The sequence below is a fragment of the Euzebyella marina genome, from assembly GCF_003687485.1.
GTDB lineage: Bacteria > Bacteroidota > Bacteroidia > Flavobacteriales > Flavobacteriaceae > Euzebyella > Euzebyella marina.
Map to the genome: position 1 here is coordinate 4,602,523 of NZ_CP032050.1, position 18,259 is coordinate 4,620,781.

Consider the following 18,259-nt stretch of genomic DNA (forward strand, 5'->3'; position numbering starts at 1 on the left):
ATGAGGAATAATTGACTTCTATATAAAGATTTTGGGCATCTTTGACTTTGAAAACCTACCAAAACCATGAATGCTATTGATAGAAATTCTTCAAAGCTTGACAACCCGAAAAGCCTTCAATGGTTATCAATAGGCATTTTTTCGCTATATATCATTTCTCTATTCTATAACCTCGGCGTACCACCTATACATACCGAGGAACCCAGAAGAGCCATTGTAGCCATGGAAATGCTCTTCAACAATAATTATGTGGTTACCTCAATTTTCAATGAAACCTTTTACGACCACCCTCCATTGTGGAACATCATACTTGCCGGAAGCATTAAGCTTTTCGGTGGCAATGCATTTGCATTGAGATTGCCCGCGGCCGTATCACTGATACTTACCGGACTGTTACTATATTGGATGAACAGGAAATATATAGGCCAAAAGTTCGCCTTGTTGAGTAGCTTGTACTATTTAGTATGTGCCGACATCTATTTTTATTTTTCCGTTACCGCCGAAATTGACCTTTTTTATTCGTTACTGGTAGTACTTTCGATATTCAGCATATTTCATTTTTACCAAAAAAAGCGGCTATTTCTATTATTTGGCGGTGCGTACTTTTTTATTACCCTAGCCTTTTTCACCAAAGGTTTCGCGTCTTTCGCCTTTCTTTTCATCACATTATTTTTCTATTTATACCAACAGAAAAATTTAAAAATACTTTTTTCACCAGCTCATTTTACTTCTATACTTCTCTCGGCAATAGCCGTCGGGCTCTATTTTTATTGGTACAGCCTACATGAAGATTTAACGACCTACCTTTCTGATATGTGGGGACTCACCAGTCAACGAACGCTACTTGAAAGGGATTTTCTTGAGCTTATAGGCCATCTCTTTTTCTTTCCCATGAATTTTTTGGCGGTTCTCTTTCCGGCAACGCTTTTTATATTTCTCTGGCGGAAAGAATTCATTCAGAAAATACTCAAGCACCCGTACCTATCCTTTGTTTTAATTGCCTTTACTGCCAATTTTATGGTTTATTGGGTATCTCCAGGAGCACGGATTCGATATACTTACATGTTTTTCCCTTTGCTTATCACTCTACTTACCTACCTAGCGTATAACCAACTCAATAAAATGAAGCTGATGCACCTGCTCTTCAAGATACTCATGGGCCTTGCCATAGCATGCTGTATTGCAATTCCGTTTCTACCGTACTTTGAGCAAATACCAAATATAAGATGGACTCCCTTGTTTATACTATTTCTCGGTGCTTTGTTGTGGATGACATATAAAACCACAGACTACGGCAAACACTTGGGCATTATATGTTTTTTAATTGTGGGAAGATTAATTTTTGATCACGTTGCCCTTCCACTAAAAGCATTAAATTCATCAAGTGCCGTTCAAAAAAAGTATGCGGTAGAAATTGAAAACCTGATAGGCGAAGAACCGCTTTATGTTTTCTCTCAAGAAGATACACGAACCCATTGTCAAATACCCTTTCGGTTTTATGAAACAGGCGCTTACCTTGAACTATGGCGGCAAAAACCCCTTATAAAAACTCAACAATGTCTAATACCAGGCTACTACATTTTCAACAAAAACAATTTAGAAGGAAGAAAAAATCTATTGGCCTTCAACATCGGTGATACCGAATTGGTTCTTACTTATATTGAAAATTAGAGGGTTTCTAGAATAGGTTTGAATTTTTCAGCGTATTTTTTAATGACTGCTTTATCGAAAGATTCCTCCTCGTCTATTCGACCGATCATTGAAACGCCCGTTTTATGAAGAATTATGTTCTCGGTCTGAGGGTTGGCATTACCACTAAATAATACGGAAACATCATAGCCCTTTTGAGACAGCCAATTAATGGTCAACAGAGTGTGGTTGATACTACCCAAATAATGTCTTGACACCACAATTACCTTATAAGTAGGCATAATTATATCGAGTACCGTATCGCTGCTATTAAAAGGCACTAAGATGCCCCCACAGCCTTCTATCACAAGATGGTTATCGGTCTTGGGCTCGTTTATATGTTCCCTATCGATTAAGACACCTTCGTTTTCAGCCGCTGCATGAGGGCTCATAGGTTCTTTTAATTCGTAACTGCTTTTATGAATAACCGTTTTACCGTTAGACACCAACGATTTGACCTTGTCACTGTCGGTATTATCAAGTTCACCTGCTTGAACGGGTTTCCAATAATCTGCTTCCATGGCTTCTGCTATGATTGCAGAAGCAATTGTTTTGCCTACTTCCGTAGAAATTCCAGTTACGAAAAATTGTGTCATACTACTCTTGGGTTTGTGATCATGCCACAATTTAGGCATTTGTATTTTCTTTTCTCAAAAAACGGGAAAAGTTTATTTAAAACGCCCTTTCTATCGTAGTAAACCTCTGATTTTTGCGCTTTACAGTTAGGGCAAGTTCGAGGGTTACCCAAATCATCAATGGCGAAAGCCCTAATTTGGTCGTAAATTTCTAAAGCCGACTCTTTATCTTCACTGTACACCTGCAATTTTACACCCCCTATCGCATTGCTAATGATGGGGTCGGAATTCAAGGTGTTTTCATCTCGCAGAAAAACAGGAATACCCTCAGATTCTAACTTACTTTTTAAAATCTGAACATCTGCCGGAAACTCGAAAGAAGCAACAGTGAAAAATTTTTGTGCCATTCAATTTTTAAATAGGTCGACCAGATTTTCAAGCATCGTTTTAATTTGGTCTTCGGTATTGTAGCTATGCAAACAAATTCTTAATCGCTCTTGCCCCTCGGGCACCGTTGGTGAAAGAATAGCCCTAATATCAAAACCCAACTTTTTCATAGCGCCTGACAGTTCTTTGGCTTTCTTGATATCACCTACCAAAAAACAGTGAACTGCCGAATCGCTATCTATAAAACGGTCATCAGCACCTAATCTTTTTATTTCAAGTTTAAAAAATTCAATGTTATTCCGCAACCTTAAAATATCACCAACCGGTTGACTCATAAAGCGATAAGCAATGAGAATAGTGGCCAATGAATGGGGTGGCATACCTGTAGTATAGATAAAGCTACGGGCAAAATTCACCAAATATTGCTTTAGTTCTGTACTGCCCAATATAGCGGCACCATGACAACCAAGGGCTTTGCCAAAAGTCATTATCCGTGCAAACACCTTTTCGTGCAAGCCTAAACACTGTACCAAGCCAGCGCCATTACCTCCGTAAACGCCGAGAGCGTGGGCTTCGTCGATTACCAGCCTTAAGTCGTATTTTTTACAAAAATGGACCATTGCCTCTAAATCAGGCGAGTCTCCGTCCATAGAAAAGACAGATTCTGTAACGACATAAACCTCTGCATCGCTGGGCACTGTTCGTTTTAATTTATCAAGTTTTACAGACAGGTCATTTAGATTGTTGTGGGCAAACTTCTGAGCTTTGGCATTTCCTAAAGTGATACCGTCTCGTATACTGGCATGACTGAACTCATCATACAGCACTAAATCGCCTCTTTGCGGTACGGAAGCAAAAAATCCTAAATTGGCATCATACCCTGAATTGAAAAGCAATGCTGCCTCTACTTGATGAAAGTTTGCCAACATTTTCTCTACTTCATTATGAAGAGGATGGTTACCAGAAATGAGTCTTGAACCCGTAGCGCCGTTACTGTTTATATAATTGCCTGCCAAAAATTGACCGACCGCATCAAAAAGCTCAAAATTACTGGCCAGACCCAGATAATCGTTCGATGAAAAATCTATCAAGGAGTCATCGGAAAAAGGTAACTGGCGAAGAGACCCCTGTTCTTTTCTCAACAGTAGTTTGCGCTGCAATTTTGATGGTAAACTTTTCACAGACCAAAAATATAACCTTTCTTAAAACAAATCTTTTTCACTGAAAAAGTCTAGTTCAAGACCCAGGCTTTTGGTGAAAAAAGTGTGCTCACCTAAAAAGAGGTTTTCCTCAGAGGTAAAAAGTACTTGATTATCTTCTCCATAAATATTGACAATCAATTCGCTTTCGGTCTTAGAGACGGAATAATAACTCATATTCTGACCGCCGTATCCTTTATTTAGATAAACAACCCCATTTTGCAGCTCACCCCTTTCAAAATTAGCCTGAGCTAATTCAATACCATTTTTATCGAACTTGACCACTACACCACTCAGATATCCCTCGAACATCTGATATTGATATTTTACTTGGTCAGAATCTTGATAATAGCTTTTGCATTCAACATTTTGTTCGTTCAAATACGTCTTGACCAATAAGGTATCATCCGTTTTAATTTCTTCTTTGATGAGTTGCCCATTTTTGTAGGTCTGTAAAGATTTTTCATTTTTATAATTGACCGATACCGTGCGCATGCCATTCATCGGCTTACCTTCTTTATACTCCATTTGAGCGATCTCATCCCCTTCATTGTTGTAATAAAAGGCTTTACCATTTAGGTGGTCATTGGCATAGTTTTCCTTTGAAACCACCATTCCGTCATAAGTATACGTCTTGAAAACACCCTCTTTTTTATTATCAACAAAAGAGCCCTCGGCAATTACATTCTTGTTGTAATCGAACTTTTTATAACAACCCGTTTTCTTACCTTTTTGAATTTGATATAATTCTTTTGTCGCAGGGTCGTACAAATCACCGCTCCAGGGTTTCTCATCTTTGAACTGTATCTCTGCCAGCAAGTTCCCCTCCCTATCATAATAAGAGGCGCAACAAGTAATATCAAAATCTTCAACTAGAACTGGGTCTATACTGCCATAAGAGACATTATTACCATAATCATATTTTTTGAAGGCCAACTGTTTACCATTGCTGGTCAACTCATATTCTTGAACTTCATCTGAATCACCAAAAAACTGATATCTAGCGCCATCTTTTTTCTCAAAATCATACTCGCCCATGATTTTGCCGTCTTTATCATAATAGACACCTTTTAACTCTTTGTAATTTCTATAGGTGATATCACTTTGCTTGTGTCCGTTACTATAGAAAAGAATCTCATTTATTTTATTAAAACCAGAGGCATCATATTTCTCTATTCTTTTAAACGTATCAGAATTTTCTTCGCTTATTTTTCGTTTTCTCCAAGAAGTTTTTTGCACAATGGCGCCTTCTTCATACTCTTCTATAGAACTTACCGTACCATCATAATAATCATAGCGAAATCTTTTACCCTTCCATGGTTTTGGATAAGAAGCACTATTTTCCATAGTTAGCGTACCTAGCTCATCTCCCTTACTGTCAAAATAAACTTCCTTTTCAGGAGTTTTAGAGACTTGAACCATTTCGGTTTTCGGGAAATAAACCTCTTCTTTGATCAGCTTGCCATTAGCATAGGTGGCTCGACCCGTCTCTCTTATTTCAGTACCATTAAACGGACTGTAATTTTCATATTCCATTCGGGCCAATTCAGTGCCGTCTTCGGAATAACTTATTTGAAGCGTCTTTTTGCCTTCTTCATATTTGGTAAGCGACCTTAGTTTATCGTTTTCATAATAGGTTGCGTCTTCTTGTACCTTACCATTTTCATAAACCGTTTTTCTTTCTACGCGGTATTCATCGGCGTAATCGTTCTTATGCACACCATACCCGAACCTGAAAACCACACCCTCTTTTGGTAAAATACCATAATTATCGATTTTGTATTCTACCCTTCCCATTTCTTCACCTTTGGGCGTATAATAGACATGGGCCAATTTCGGTTCTTGAAGAAATTCAGCTCGAACCTGACCATTAGGGTAAAAATCTGTCTGCCCTAAGACCTTGCCCCTACTGTAATAGGTGATACTTTTGACCCTCATGGGATCGTATACATACATTACTTCAACACCCTTCGTGTAACCATCAGAACCTGGTTGTTTTTCTCCAAGAAATTCACCCCCCTGCCCATAGTATTTACTATAGAGCTCATATTTTTTATTGGTACCTACCCGCTCTTGCCTAATACCATCTATATCATCTTGGTAAATAATTTCACGAATGGTATCCCCTACTTTTTGCATGTAGAACATACTATTGCCATAACCGGTATTTCTCTCACCCGAGATAAATTTTCCGTTTTTATATTTTGCAACCAACTTGTTCTTATTAAGAAAAGTAACAAAATCTCCATCTAGATAGCCATTGGCGTAGTTGCCTTCTTGTTTGATAGAACCATCTTCATTAAACCAAACCACCTTACCCTGCCATACTTCTTTAGTTGGCGATTGTGAAAAGCCCTTCATTTGCTTTTTCCCTGAAATAAAGAAATCTTGTATGTGGTACAAGTCACCTTTTTTGGTAACTGGCAAGCGATAGAAAGAAGCACTGTCTTTCTGCTGAACCAACTTCCAGTTCTCACTGTAATAGATAGTATCATTTTGAGCGTAGCTCGAATAAATCGATAAAAAGAGAATGAATAATGAGAAGCACTTTTTAATGGTTGTAATCATAATGCGTATTTTTCTTTTGTTGGAACAAAATTAAATCTGCAATAATTCTTACCTACCCCTTTTTTCAGGGATTTTCACTCAAAAGGCACTTTTGATTGGATTATTCAGTAACGGTAAACTCCCACAGCGCTTCTTCTTCATTTGAAAATTCATGGCGAATATCAAGATAGATTTCGTTGGCCTGATTATAACCATTATGAAAGATAACATGGCTTAGATTGAGCCTGAAGCTACCAGCTTCAGCCAAAACAATTCCGAATCTTGATTCGTACGCATCTCTTGAAGAATTGAGTAATGCCAAAATTTCTAGAGAATTATAGCCCCCATCATCTTTGTTGCCTAAAATAAACTGAGGGTCGAGATTAACCCAATTGTAGTCTTGCGAAAGATTTGAATATTTTTCTATTTGAAAGCTATAGCCAAACTCCTCATCTTTAGTAGTTTCATAAACATCTAACAGCTCTTCGTAGCCTTCTTCCGGTAGATATCTACTAAAATATTGTTCAACATAAAGTGTATCGCCAACCGAAAACTCATTTTGCAAAGGAAAGTCAAAAGCATTTTGTGCCGTTAACCAGATAGGCCTATATTCATCATCATCTGTTGACAAGCAACCCAAGAACAACAATGATGAGAAAAGAGATAGAAAAAATTTGAAAAGCCTCATAATTACAACCTAAAAACGATATCCTATTTTAATTCCGGTTCGTACAAAAGCAGCATTCAAGAACACGAAATCTACGTCAAAATTGGTTCGTAATCCTATCTGCGCTTCTAACACTACTTTTCTCCGGTAAAACAAAAAGCGATATCCGTAACCAACTCCTAACCCGCCGACCGAAAAGCTTTTTGAACCGACAGAATAAACACCATAACCCTCTTGATTCACATGCCTTAAATACCTACCAGATTCTTCTACCTGACTTAAAGACCCAAACACCTCTAGAAAATGACTTCTCTTTTGTGACCCATTAAAATAGATTCTTACAAAAGGGGTAATCTCGTAATTTGTTATGCGCTCGTAATAAGAGTCGTAAGTACTTAAATTTTGGAAACCTTCGCCATAGAGAGCAGCACCTATTCCTACAGCCCATTTATTGGCCACAATACGTTCATAGCTCAAATCAAAACTACCCGTTATCGGCAAAACTAGATTAGTGGAAATCTGATTATTAAGGTTTTCAGAAACCGATTCATTTTGTGCTACAACGGATAAGGAGAAAAAGAAAACGAGAATTTGAACTAAAGTTCTTACCATGAACCCAATCGATAGAAAAGTGTTTAAATAACCGACGAATCGGGTGCTTTTAAAATGGATTAAAGCGTACAACAAATTTAGTGTATGCACTCTATTAACCCTATATTAGCTCTAAAAATATTCAAATGAATTTGAATCTTCTTCTGATACTGTTTGCTTCCGCCTTTGTTTCTGCACAGACCAACACTTACACTATTTCTTTTGAAAATGCGGTACACCATGAAGCGACTATTCAGGCAAAATTTACAAACTTAGAAAACGACACCCTTTCCCTAAGAATGAGCCGAACATCTCCGGGCCGATATGCCCTGCACGAATTCGCCAAAAATGTATATGGCTTTAAAGCCACCGACAGTTCGGGAAAAGAATTAACGGTTATCCGGCCCGACCCTTATCAGTGGTTGGTTAGCGGCCATGATGGCACAATCAATATTCAATACACTCTATTTGCGAATAGAGGAGACGGCACGTATTCGCAAGTTGATGAAACCCATTCACATTTGAATATACCCGCCACTTTTATGTTTGCCCCAGGCCTCAAAGAAAGAAAAATAGAGGTTGATTTCAATGTTCGGGAAGACCTTGGGTGGAAGGTGGCCACACAGTTACCCTTAGTGTCAGGAACCACCTATAGTGCACCGAACCTATATTATTTTATGGATAGCCCTGTAGAAATAAGCAACTATTCCGTTAGGGAATTTAAAGTGGGGCCCAATAACAATGAACAGACCATTCAATTGGTGCTTCATCACAACGGAAGTGAAGAAGAACTAGATCAATATTTCGAGCAGGTAAAAAGTGTGGTAATTGCTGAAGAAAAAGTATACGGCGAGTTACCTAAATTCGATTACGGCCGTTACACTTTTTTGGCTTGTTACATACCAAATGCTTCAGGTGATGGTATGGAACACCGTAATTCGACCATTTTAACTAGCACCACGGCTTTGGCCGACGGGGGAATGAAAGGCAATATCGGCACGGTTTCGCACGAGTTCTTTCATGCCTGGAATGTAGAAAGGTTACGACCCAAAGCATTGGAGCCTTTTGATTTTGAAGAGGCCAATATGAGCGGAGAACTTTGGTTTGCAGAAGGATTCACCAGCTATTATACCGGTTTAAGCCTATGCAGGGCGGGAATATTATCGGCAGATGAATACATAGAAGGCATAACGGGAACGTTCAATTATGTGTGGAACTCTCCGGGTCGTCAATTTTTCAATCCAGTTGAAATGAGCTACCAAGCCCCCTTTGTTGATGCGGCCACTTCGGTAGACCCTGTCAACAGAGGCAACACTTTCATTTCGTACTATTCTTACGGAAGCATTCTCGGCCTTGCATTAGACCTATCACTGCGCGAAAACGATCTCACTCTAGATGATTATATGAAACACATGTGGTCAACGATGGGTAAACCTGAAAAGCCGTACACATTGCATAACCTACGTGAAGGACTTCAAGTGTACGCAGGTGAAAATTTCGCCGACCAATTTTTCGACAAGTACATATTCGACAGCCAAATGCCCGATTACCGATCACTGCTTGAAACGGTGGGCGTAATATTGGAACAATCAAAATCGCGACCTCATTTTGGGGTCAATGTAAGTCTTAATGGCGATGGTAATGGCGAAATCAGTTCGACACCCAAAATAGGTTCTCCCGCTTATAGAGCCGAACTGGAGGAAGGTGATATCATCACCCAAATAAATGGTGAAAACTTCCCGAACGGTCAACAGTTTACCGAATTCATAGGTGGTCTTAAAATTGGCGATCAGTTAAATATAACCTTTGAGAGATTCGGGATTCAGAAAAGTACACAAGTAACTTTAGAAGCCGACCCATCGTATTCCCTTTACACCTTTGAAAAAAAGGGTCAAAAACCATCGAAAAAGCAACTTAAAAAAAGAGAAAATTGGCTGTGGAGCAAGTAAATTTAATTACTTACAAAAGTTGTAGCTCAGATAGTGAGTTACAGCAAATATTATCGCTGCAGCAAAAAAATCTACCTAGCGCCCTGACTGAGGAAGAAAAAAGCAAAGAAGGATTTGTTACGGTTGTTCACACCTTTGAGATTTTAAAGAAAATGAACGAAGCCTGCCCCCACATTATAGCCATTGCTAATGATCAAGTAATAGCCTACGCGCTCAGCATGCACCCCAAGTTTGGCAACCAGATTGAGGTGCTTGTACCCATGTTCAATGAAATAGAAAAGTTAGAACTTACTGATTTTATAGCTATGGGACAGATTTGTATAGATAAACAATTTAGAAGAAAAGGCGTGTTCAGGCAATTATACCAAACTATGAAAACTACCGTTTTCCCCGAGTTTTCATCTATCGTTACCGAAGTTGATGCTGAAAACAAGAGGTCTCTAGCGGCCCATCAAGCGATAGGTTTTACCGACTTAACGGGTTATTGGTCTGGAAGCACATTTTGGAAAATCATTCAATTGAAGTAATTCAAATCGGGCTTTCAAATTTTACTTTCTATGGAAATAATATTGTAAATCTCTATATTGTAGACCATAATAACTTTAAACAATTAGAATTCCCCTGAAAAAGAGTTATTGTCAAATATGAAAGTAGCCCCAGAACATGAGAAGGAAGCTGAACGGCTAGAGCTTTTAAATTCCTATTCCATTTTAGACACCTTACCGGAAAAAGATTATGATAATCTGACCAAACTGGCTGCTGAAATTTGCCAAACACCTATTTCTCTGATTACCCTTTTAGATGACCACAGGCAATGGTTTAAATCGAACCATGGTTTGAACGTTAGGCAAACCCCCAAAGAACAAGCCTTTTGCAGCCATGCCATTCATCATAAAGATAGGGTATTTATGGTGAATGACTCCCGTGAAGACGAACGGTTTTTTGATAACCCTTTGGTAACGGGAGACCCCAATGTTATTTTTTATGCGGGGGTACCGCTAAAAGATTCTTTAGGGTTACCATTAGGAACCCTATGTGTAATCGACCATAAACCCCATTCGCTTAGTCAAAGCCAAATTGAAGCCTTGAACATTTTGGCCGAACAGGTAATGAATCTGCTCGAACTAAGAAAAAGCAGGCTAGAACTGGAAAAGAGAAACAACGAACTAACACTGCTCTCCAAAGATTTGGAAAATAAGGTGAAGATGCGCACCCAAGAGCTTAAAGCCCAAAATGAAGAGCTTGAAAAGATGAATGCCGAACTTCAATCGTTCGCCTACATTTCGAGCCATGACATGCAAGAACCCTTGCGCAAAATACAGACTTTCGTATCGCAAATTTTGGCAACCGAACATAAGAACCTTTCAGAAAAAGGTATTTATAGGTTCAATAGAATGCAATTGGCCGCTAATAGAATGCAGACCTTGATTCAAGATTTATTATCATATTCCCGTGCGGAAAAGTCAGGTCAACTGTTTATAGAAACCAAATTCGAAACCTTGATCAAAGAGGTAAGTGAAAACCTTAGAGAAGAACTTCACGATAAAAAAGCGAATTTAAATCTAAAAGGTTCGTGTAAGGCAGAAGTGATACCTTCACAATTCAAGCAGTTGTTCGTTAATCTTATTATCAATTCTCTAAAGTTCTCAAAAAAAGATATGCCTTCGGTTATCGATATTGAATTACAGGAGGCAATGCCAGTAGATATTAAAGGCTTACCCCTTAACCAAGAACGATCATATAGCCTTTTAACCTTAAAAGATAACGGAATAGGCTTTGATCAAAAATATGCCGAACAGATCTTTAAAATATTCCATAGACTTCATGACCGCAAGCAATATGAGGGTACGGGTATCGGCTTGGCCATTGTTAAAAAAATAGTTCAAAACCATCATGGCCATATTCGGGCCAAAAGCACCTTGGGTCAAGGGGTAACTTTTGAAATCTTCATACCCAAAAAACAGGATTTTTAGGTTTTTCGCAGTTAATTATATTCTATTACCTAAATAAAGTGAACCAAAAAAGCCCAAAAGATAACTTTTGGGCTTTAAAATTATTTGGCAATTATAATTAATCTGCCAGAACTATCACTTTATTGTCCTTCATTTCGACGGTACCACTTTTTATGTGCAAAAGGGTCTTACCATCTGAATCTTTAGAGAATTTAGAAGCATGTTCTTCATCGACGACAACATTGCCATCTACTTTCACATTACCTTCTTGCAACAATGAAATAATCGGTTCGTGATTATTTAACATCTGAAACTCTCCATTTACACCGGGTACGGTTACCGAGGTAACTTCTCCTGAAAAAAGGGTTGCTTCTGGTGATACGATTTCTAAATACATCTCTTATTAGTTATAAGTTCTAAGCTTTAAGTCAAAAGCCAAAGTACCTAAACCTTGAACTATTAACTTATAACTATTTACGCTTCTGCCAACATTCTCTCACCAGCCTCCATTGCTTCTTCAATGGTTCCTTTTAGGTTGAAAGCCGATTCTGGAAGATGATCCAATTCACCGTCCATAATCATATTAAAGCCTTTGATAGTTTCTTTAATATCAACCAAAACACCTGGAATACCTGTAAATTGCTCAGCTACGTGGAATGGTTGAGAAAGGAAACGCTGAACACGTCTTGCACGACCTACGGCCAATTTGTCTTCCTCAGACAATTCTTCCATACCCAAGATGGCAATGATATCTTGTAATTCTTTATATCTCTGTAAAAGCTCTTTTACGCGCTGTGCACAGTTGTAGTGGTCTTCTCCTAAGATTTCGGCAGTAAGAATCCTAGAAGTAGAATCCAATGGATCCACTGCAGGATAAATACCTAACTCAGCAATCTTACGAGACAATACGGTTGTAGCATCCAAGTGAGCAAACGTTGTTGCAGGAGCAGGATCCGTAAGGTCATCCGCAGGTACATATACCGCCTGTACAGATGTAATAGAACCTCTTTTGGTTGAGGTAATACGCTCTTGCATAGCACCCATTTCGGTAGCCAATGTAGGCTGGTAACCCACCGCTGATGGCATACGACCTAAAAGAGCCGATACCTCAGAACCTGCTTGGGTAAAACGGAAAATATTATCAACGAAGAAAAGAACATCTTTACCTTGCCCGTCTCCAGCACCATCACGGAAATACTCAGCTATTGTCAAGCCTGAAAGAGCCACACGAGCACGTGCCCCTGGTGGTTCGTTCATCTGACCGAATACGAAAGTTGCCTTTGATTCTTTCATTGCAGCTTTATCTACCTTGGTCAAATCCCATCCGCCATCTTCCATACTGTGCATGAAATCTTCACCGTATTTAATAATACCGGACTCCAACATCTCACGAAGCAAGTCATTACCCTCACGGGTTCTTTCACCTACCCCTGCAAATACGGAAAGACCACCATGGCCCTTGGCGATATTGTTAATCAATTCTTGAATCAAAACGGTCTTACCGACACCAGCACCACCGAAAAGACCAATTTTACCACCTTTAGCATAAGGCTCGATAAGGTCGATTACTTTAATACCAGTATAAAGAACTTCTGTAGAAGTAGATAAATCTTCGAATTTAGGTGCTTCTCTGTGGATAGGAAGCCCCTTCTCTCCAGCTTTTGGCAAGTTGCCCAAGCCATCGATAGCATCACCAATTACATTGAACAAACGGCCATAAACATCATCACCGATCGGCATTTGAATGGCATTACCGGTCGCCAATACATCAGTTCCGCGGCTTAGACCATCGGTTGAATCCATAGAGATAGTTCTTACCGTATTTTCACCTACGTGAGATTGAACCTCTAGCACCAACTTAGAACCATCCTTATTGGTGATTTCCAATGAATCGTAGATTTTAGGAAGGACATCACCTGATTGGAATTCAACATCCACAACCGGCCCAATAATCTGCGAAACTTTACCTGTAACTTTAGACATTACCTTTTCGTTTAAAAATTCAATTGATTAACTATTGATAGACAGTTTTTTTCACCTGTGTTTTTCAGGGTGCAAAGGTAGCTTTTTCAATTTTAACTAAAAACTACTTTTTGTTCTTTTTTAAACACAAAAAACGGCACCTTACAATAGCACCGTTTTTTGTTGATTTTCTCACACTTACCTATCGCAAACTAGGTGAATAATTGGTTGGGAAATCTCCTATATTGTATAGACTTCCGGAAGCCTCAAAGTTCGATTCATAAGTGGCGTCGATAGCTTTCATAAACTCATTTGCCAACAGGGCATAACCTCTAGCGGTAGGGTGAACACCATCAAGTGAAAAGGCGCCCCCTGTTACTAAATTGGCAGATAAAGTGAAATCACCATCGGTGACGCCGCCATTTGCCAAGTCTTGCATAATAGCGTTTGCATCAACGAAAGCCAAGCCGGCACCTGAGGCAGCTGCAGCAATCGTAGCATTAAAATTATCTATTGCCGTGCTAATTTCAGCTTGCTCTTCAGGGGTCAAAACCCACTTATCGGCCAAAGGCATACTAATACCTTCAACAGAAAACTGGCCGGCAATTTCCATTGGCAATCCTTGAGACATTAGAAAGGCAACCGAGTCTGTATTCACCGTTCCGATGATCTTACTACTAGGTAACACCAAAAGGTCTTCTTCGGTTGCTTGTCTGGTCTGCCCGTAAGTAACCCCTAAAAGATTAGCTACAATAGGCGCCGCCTCTGAAGGAAGACCGAATTGTTGAACGAACAAAGGAAAACCAGGGTTTGCATTTAATGCTCCGGCAATTTGAGCCGACAAATCGGTTAAGTTTTCATCTAAAATGACCACCGCACTGGCTTCTGTTTCGGAAAATGTTACAATTCTATCAGTTTCTCCCAGTGCCGTATAGATTTGATTGAGCGTACCAAAAATAGTATTCAATGTAGGAATCTGAGGTCCGAAATCCGGGTTTGTAGGATCTAATGGATTATGAGGTACGGTCGTAAAATGAGGTATGGAAGTCACATAAGGTATGTTGGCCATTACTCCTTTTGCACCATTGCCAGTCAAACTAGTGACCAACGTACTGATGGCCACATCAAAAGTGGCTTGATCAGTAATCGGGTTGGTACCGTCACCACCAGAGGTGGCATACCCGAGCACATCATTATTACCTGCCCAGAGGGTGAAAAAAGTAGGGGACTGTGCCAACGCAAGCTCTAAAATTCTTGCATCGGGCGTACTGCCCGTCATTCTAACAAAAAAAGGGTTCGCTAATTGAGCCTCAAGATTAGCAATATTTCCATACCCCGGTGCCAAAAGATGAAAACTCTTAGCTCCAGGAACTCCTAAATTATTAAATGGCCCCGATGGATTGTTCAGTACTATATCGGTCGTAGGACTTATAGGTCCGACTACTTCCTCTAAATCAACCGGTCCGGCACCACCGAAAACCAACCTCGGCTTAAAACCTTCTAATTGAGCACCGCCTACCAACAGACCGCCAATATTATCGTTCGCCAATGGCTGGGTAAACGCTCCGCCTCCTACCAAAGAAAATTTGGCCGCAAGTAGATTTGGCATTGAATTTTCTTGACCTGCAATAAAAAGTGCGTTATCGGTATAACCTGCCGTAAGGGAATTTCCTAAAGAAACATAAGTTGAAAAGTCTGCCGACCCAGCTGTGAGTTCGGGTATTTCTGCCACCTCTTCGGTGCGGTCAAAATCCTCTTCAGTATTACAAGCAACAAAGACCAATGACATGGCCATTAATGCAATATATCTAGTTTTCATCATCATATTCTATTATAGGTTGTTGATTGTCCAAGAAACATAATACATCGATCCGATAAATCCGGTACCAAAAGCGGTAAAGTATTCATCGCCCAGCAAGTTGGTAGCACCAGCCTTAAAAGATGATTTAATTTTTGGCACTTTGTAGCTTATCTGAGCGTCCAATACATGAAATTCGGGCACGACGCCATTACCAAAAGTTGCCTCCCAGAAATAATCATCACTAAAACGATAGGCAAGATTGAACCCAAAATTTTTGAACACATCGGTATTGCCCAACGAGGCCTTGAACTTGTGCTCAGGCGTATTGAAGTTGCTCATAAAATCAGGATTCGCCTCTTGATCAAAATCTTGCTTGGCATAGGTATAACTTCCACTTAAATCATACCCTCCAAACAATGAAGCCGTTAAACCAATGGAAGCTCCGTAAGAAGATATATCAACATCTGAATTGGTATAAGCGCTGTATGCTTGAAAATCATCATTGACTATGGCCGCCACAGAAAGAGAACCGTCTCCGACCGTTCCGTAATAAGGTGCTATTACCACCTCTTGCGAAATAAAGTCTTTGTAGTTGTTATAATAAGCACTAAAATCAATGACTAACTTATCTATTTTACCACGGTAACCTACCTCTACCGAGGTTACCTGCTCAGGCTTCACCACTTCTGGGTTGGCTATGACCAAATCGGCCGGATTGCCAGTAACCCCAAGTCTTTGCACAGAGCTTAAGGAATATGAATTCTCATAAGCCGCTTTACCGGTTTGAGTAATGGCAGCGGGCTGCTGAAAATTCTGTTGAGCTGCACCACTGACTTCGAAACTTCTTGAATACCTATCTAAGTTATCAGGTGCCGAACCTACAAGAATTGCCCGACCGGCATCAAGACCGATAAAAAGGTCTTGTGTAGTCGGATTTCTGAAGCCGGTCTGTACAGACGCACGAATATTGTGGTCTCTGTTCAACGTCAAACCTGCGGATAACCTCGGGGAGAAGAAACCATCAAAAAACTCCGATTTATCATAGCGCACAGAACCCGTTAGTTTTAGGTTCATGCCTTCGTTGAAGTCGATTGTTTTTTGAACTTGGGTATACAGTCCAAATTCCGAATAATCGATAGTTCCATCATAGTCTGTATAAATGGTGCCGAACGAGTTTAGGCCATATCTTCTAAACGAACCACCGACCTGAATTTCGGCAAAATCTACCAAATGGCTGAAATTATAATTACCATCTACATGATAATATTTGGAAGCATCTCTAAATTGAGATCCGGTAGACAAATTAGGATCATTGATACTTCTGTTAAAGGCCGCTTCAAATTCTGGTGTACCCGGTTCAAATCGACCAGATTCGGCTTGGGCCCTTGCCGCCGCATGAGCTTGCTCATTCGTAGCTCCTGCCAAAGTCGCTTGTACATAGGCCCCAGTATACTCTCCGAACCAAGTTTGGTCATCTTTCCAAGCCCTATTGATATTTATTCCCGTAAATACCATGTCATAAGAATCACCAGCCTTATCGGCCACCATATAACCTCTTAGAAAGAAATTATCGTTTCGAAATTCTATTTTATGCTGTTCTTGAAAGAAGTTATTGATGTTATAGCGGTTGGTACCTTGATAAATGGTTGATCCTGTACCTACCTTACCCACATAAGCAATTTCAAAATCGTTCTCCCAAGGCCGGTAATAAAGACCCCAATCCGCCTTAACACTTTCTGCGTTGTAATTAGTAAGGTATCTTTCATTGTAACCCGTTCTACTTACTTCTTGGGATGGAACCAAAGCATTAGCGCCAGCTGGCAATAAGCCTAAACCCTCCAATGTTACCGCTACATCTTTGATATCGGCGGAAACCTCATCCCCATAAACGTTGATACCATCATAGTTAAGATCGGACCTTGTACCTCCAACGCGAGTTTTGTCCACTTCACTGGTGGCGGCCCAGTCGGTGCCTTTCAAGTATCCGAAGTTCACTTTACCGGCAAACTTCTCACTAAACTTATGGGCGGCCCTGATACCAAAATCGGTGTACGGATTATCGCCTGCGGCTTCTTGAGAAGTGATACCTCTTTTAATATAACCACTCAACCCTTGGTGGTCGAATGGATTTTTACTTCTCATAAAAAGAATTCCGTTAAAGGCGTTGGCCCCATAAAGCGCAGAAGATGCCCCTGGCAAAAGTTCAACACTTTGTACATCGGTCTCAATCATACCGACCAAGTTACCTATAGGAAAGTTCAAGGCAGGTGTTGAGTTATCCATTCCATCTACCAACTGCATGAAGCGCGTGTTTGCAAAGGTGGCAAAACCCCTAGTATTGACACTTTTAAAGGTTAAACTGTTGGTGTTGACATCAACCCCTTTAAGATTTTCTAGTCCGTCATAAAAATCCGCGGATGCCGTATTCCTAATTTCCTGTAAACCAAAACGTTCAACGGTAACTGGTGATTCAAAGATACGTTCCGGAGTTCTAGATGCCGAAATGACCACCTCATCCAAAAAAGTTTGGGTTTCAGAAAGTACAATTGTAAGTGTTTGGTTGTTTGAGGTTACTTCCTCGGTTGCGGAAGCATAACCGATACTGGTAATAGTTAACTGAAAGGGGGGGACTTCAGAAGTTTCAAGAGTAAAATCCCCATCGAAGTTCGCTGTTGCCCCAATCGCTTTTCCAGTAATCACGATATTCGCACCAGGTATGGGCTCATTGTTCTGATCTACCACTTTCCCGTTTACCGTCGTTTGGGCGATAGCAAATCCACCAAAAAACAGCAATGCCAAAAATAGTACTCTTTTCATGTTAAGTTTAAGTTAAATAGGTTCGTATAGGCAAGTTACATTTTTTTTCACTCCAAAAATACTAATTTGAAAAAAATTATGCGCGCATAATATATTTTTCTCAATCAGAACGTGCAAATATTA

At 39.9% G+C, this 18,259-nt stretch carries 14 protein-coding genes; 4 read left to right on the forward strand and 10 right to left on the reverse strand.

Annotation, left to right across the window (positions count from 1 at the left end; all coding sequences use genetic code 11):
• Window positions 1–66 precede the first annotated feature (66 nt).
• Window positions 67–1,671, forward strand: coding sequence for a glycosyltransferase family 39 protein (locus D1013_RS19800; RefSeq protein ID WP_121850469.1), 1,605 nt, complete (start codon window positions 67–69; stop codon window positions 1,669–1,671).
• Here D1013_RS19800 and bioD read toward each other — a convergent pair.
• The 6 genes from bioD to D1013_RS19830 all read right to left on the reverse strand — a co-directional run bounded on the left by bioD (window position 1,668) and on the right by D1013_RS19830 (window position 7,676).
• The gene (bioD, locus tag D1013_RS19805) at window positions 1,668–2,285 is read right to left on the reverse strand and encodes a dethiobiotin synthase (RefSeq protein WP_121850470.1); all 618 of its coding nucleotides are present in this window, start codon (window positions 2,283–2,285) and stop codon (window positions 1,668–1,670) included. The genes D1013_RS19800 and bioD overlap by 4 nt on opposite strands.
• On the reverse strand, window positions 2,282–2,671 hold the full coding sequence (locus tag D1013_RS19810; protein WP_121850471.1) for a putative signal transducing protein: 390 nt from the start codon (window positions 2,669–2,671) through the stop codon (window positions 2,282–2,284). Before D1013_RS19810 ends, bioD begins: the two co-directional genes overlap by 4 nt.
• On the reverse strand, window positions 2,672–3,832 hold the full coding sequence (locus D1013_RS19815; protein ID WP_121850472.1) for an aminotransferase class I/II-fold pyridoxal phosphate-dependent enzyme: 1,161 nt from the start codon (window positions 3,830–3,832) through the stop codon (window positions 2,672–2,674).
• Between the two features lie 21 nt (window positions 3,833–3,853).
• A complete protein-coding gene (locus D1013_RS19820) occupies window positions 3,854–6,418 on the reverse strand; it encodes a toxin-antitoxin system YwqK family antitoxin (protein WP_121850473.1) in 2,565 nt (854 codons plus the stop codon).
• A 100-nt stretch (window positions 6,419–6,518) separates the two neighbouring features.
• Complete coding sequence (locus tag D1013_RS19825; protein ID WP_121850474.1) at window positions 6,519–7,085, reverse strand: hypothetical protein; 567 nt, start codon at window positions 7,083–7,085, stop codon at window positions 6,519–6,521.
• 9 nt (window positions 7,086–7,094) lie between these two features.
• Window positions 7,095–7,676, reverse strand: a complete 582-nt coding sequence (locus D1013_RS19830; protein ID WP_121850475.1) for a DUF3575 domain-containing protein — start codon at window positions 7,674–7,676, stop codon at window positions 7,095–7,097.
• Between the two features lie 125 nt (window positions 7,677–7,801).
• Between D1013_RS19830 and D1013_RS19835 the strand changes: the two genes are divergently transcribed.
• The 3 genes from D1013_RS19835 to D1013_RS20445 all read left to right on the forward strand — a co-directional run bounded on the left by D1013_RS19835 (window position 7,802) and on the right by D1013_RS20445 (window position 11,577).
• Window positions 7,802–9,604, forward strand: a complete 1,803-nt coding sequence (locus D1013_RS19835) for a M61 family metallopeptidase (protein ID WP_121850476.1) — start codon at window positions 7,802–7,804, stop codon at window positions 9,602–9,604.
• The gene (locus D1013_RS19840; RefSeq protein WP_121850477.1) at window positions 9,592–10,131 is read left to right on the forward strand and encodes a GNAT family N-acetyltransferase; all 540 of its coding nucleotides are present in this window, start codon (window positions 9,592–9,594) and stop codon (window positions 10,129–10,131) included. The genes D1013_RS19835 and D1013_RS19840 overlap by 13 nt, the downstream gene beginning before the upstream one ends.
• 117 nt (window positions 10,132–10,248) lie before the next feature.
• Window positions 10,249–11,577 carry a GAF domain-containing sensor histidine kinase gene (locus D1013_RS20445; RefSeq protein ID WP_162987956.1) on the forward strand — a complete coding sequence of 443 codons (1,329 nt, stop codon included), beginning with the start codon at window positions 10,249–10,251 and terminating at the stop codon, window positions 11,575–11,577.
• Between the two features lie 97 nt (window positions 11,578–11,674).
• On the opposite strand, the gene D1013_RS19850 is transcribed toward D1013_RS20445, so the two are convergent.
• The 4 genes from D1013_RS19850 to D1013_RS19865 form a co-directional block, all read right to left on the reverse strand.
• Window positions 11,675–11,953, reverse strand: a complete 279-nt coding sequence (locus D1013_RS19850; RefSeq protein ID WP_121850478.1) for a FoF1 ATP synthase subunit delta/epsilon — start codon at window positions 11,951–11,953, stop codon at window positions 11,675–11,677.
• Between the two features lie 77 nt (window positions 11,954–12,030).
• Entirely contained in the window at window positions 12,031–13,539 is a 1,509-nt protein-coding gene (gene atpD, locus D1013_RS19855; RefSeq protein WP_121850479.1) for a F0F1 ATP synthase subunit beta, read from the reverse strand.
• A gap of 181 nt (window positions 13,540–13,720) precedes the next feature.
• The gene (locus D1013_RS19860; protein ID WP_121850824.1) at window positions 13,721–15,340 is read right to left on the reverse strand and encodes an SGNH/GDSL hydrolase family protein; all 1,620 of its coding nucleotides are present in this window, start codon (window positions 15,338–15,340) and stop codon (window positions 13,721–13,723) included.
• Window positions 15,341–15,349: 9 nt separating this feature from the next.
• Window positions 15,350–18,136 (reverse strand): TonB-dependent receptor, encoded by a 2,787-nt coding sequence (locus D1013_RS19865; protein WP_121850480.1) that lies wholly within the window; start codon window positions 18,134–18,136, stop codon window positions 15,350–15,352.
• Window positions 18,137–18,259 lie beyond the last annotated feature (123 nt).

Bases quoted from the DNA above. Each gene is read 5' to 3' on its own strand.
- D1013_RS19800 (WP_121850469.1), top strand. From the start codon at position 67: ATGAATGCTATTGATAGAAATTCTTCAAAGCTTGACAACCCGAAAAGC.
- bioD (WP_121850470.1), bottom strand. From the start codon at position 2,285: ATGACACAATTTTTCGTAACTGGAATTTCTACGGAAGTAGGCAAAACA.
- D1013_RS19810 (WP_121850471.1), bottom strand. From the start codon at position 2,671: ATGGCACAAAAATTTTTCACTGTTGCTTCTTTCGAGTTTCCGGCAGAT.
- D1013_RS19820 (WP_121850473.1), bottom strand. From the start codon at position 6,418: ATGATTACAACCATTAAAAAGTGCTTCTCATTATTCATTCTCTTTTTA.
- D1013_RS19825 (WP_121850474.1), bottom strand. From the start codon at position 7,085: ATGAGGCTTTTCAAATTTTTTCTATCTCTTTTCTCATCATTGTTGTTC.
- D1013_RS19830 (WP_121850475.1), bottom strand. From the start codon at position 7,676: ATGGTAAGAACTTTAGTTCAAATTCTCGTTTTCTTTTTCTCCTTATCC.
- D1013_RS19835 (WP_121850476.1), top strand. From the start codon at position 7,802: ATGAATTTGAATCTTCTTCTGATACTGTTTGCTTCCGCCTTTGTTTCT.
- D1013_RS20445 (WP_162987956.1), top strand. From the start codon at position 10,249: ATGAAAGTAGCCCCAGAACATGAGAAGGAAGCTGAACGGCTAGAGCTT.
- D1013_RS19850 (WP_121850478.1), bottom strand. From the start codon at position 11,953: ATGTATTTAGAAATCGTATCACCAGAAGCAACCCTTTTTTCAGGAGAA.
- atpD (WP_121850479.1), bottom strand. From the start codon at position 13,539: ATGTCTAAAGTTACAGGTAAAGTTTCGCAGATTATTGGGCCGGTTGTG.
- D1013_RS19860 (WP_121850824.1), bottom strand. From the start codon at position 15,340: ATGATGAAAACTAGATATATTGCATTAATGGCCATGTCATTGGTCTTT.
- D1013_RS19865 (WP_121850480.1), bottom strand. From the start codon at position 18,136: ATGAAAAGAGTACTATTTTTGGCATTGCTGTTTTTTGGTGGATTTGCT.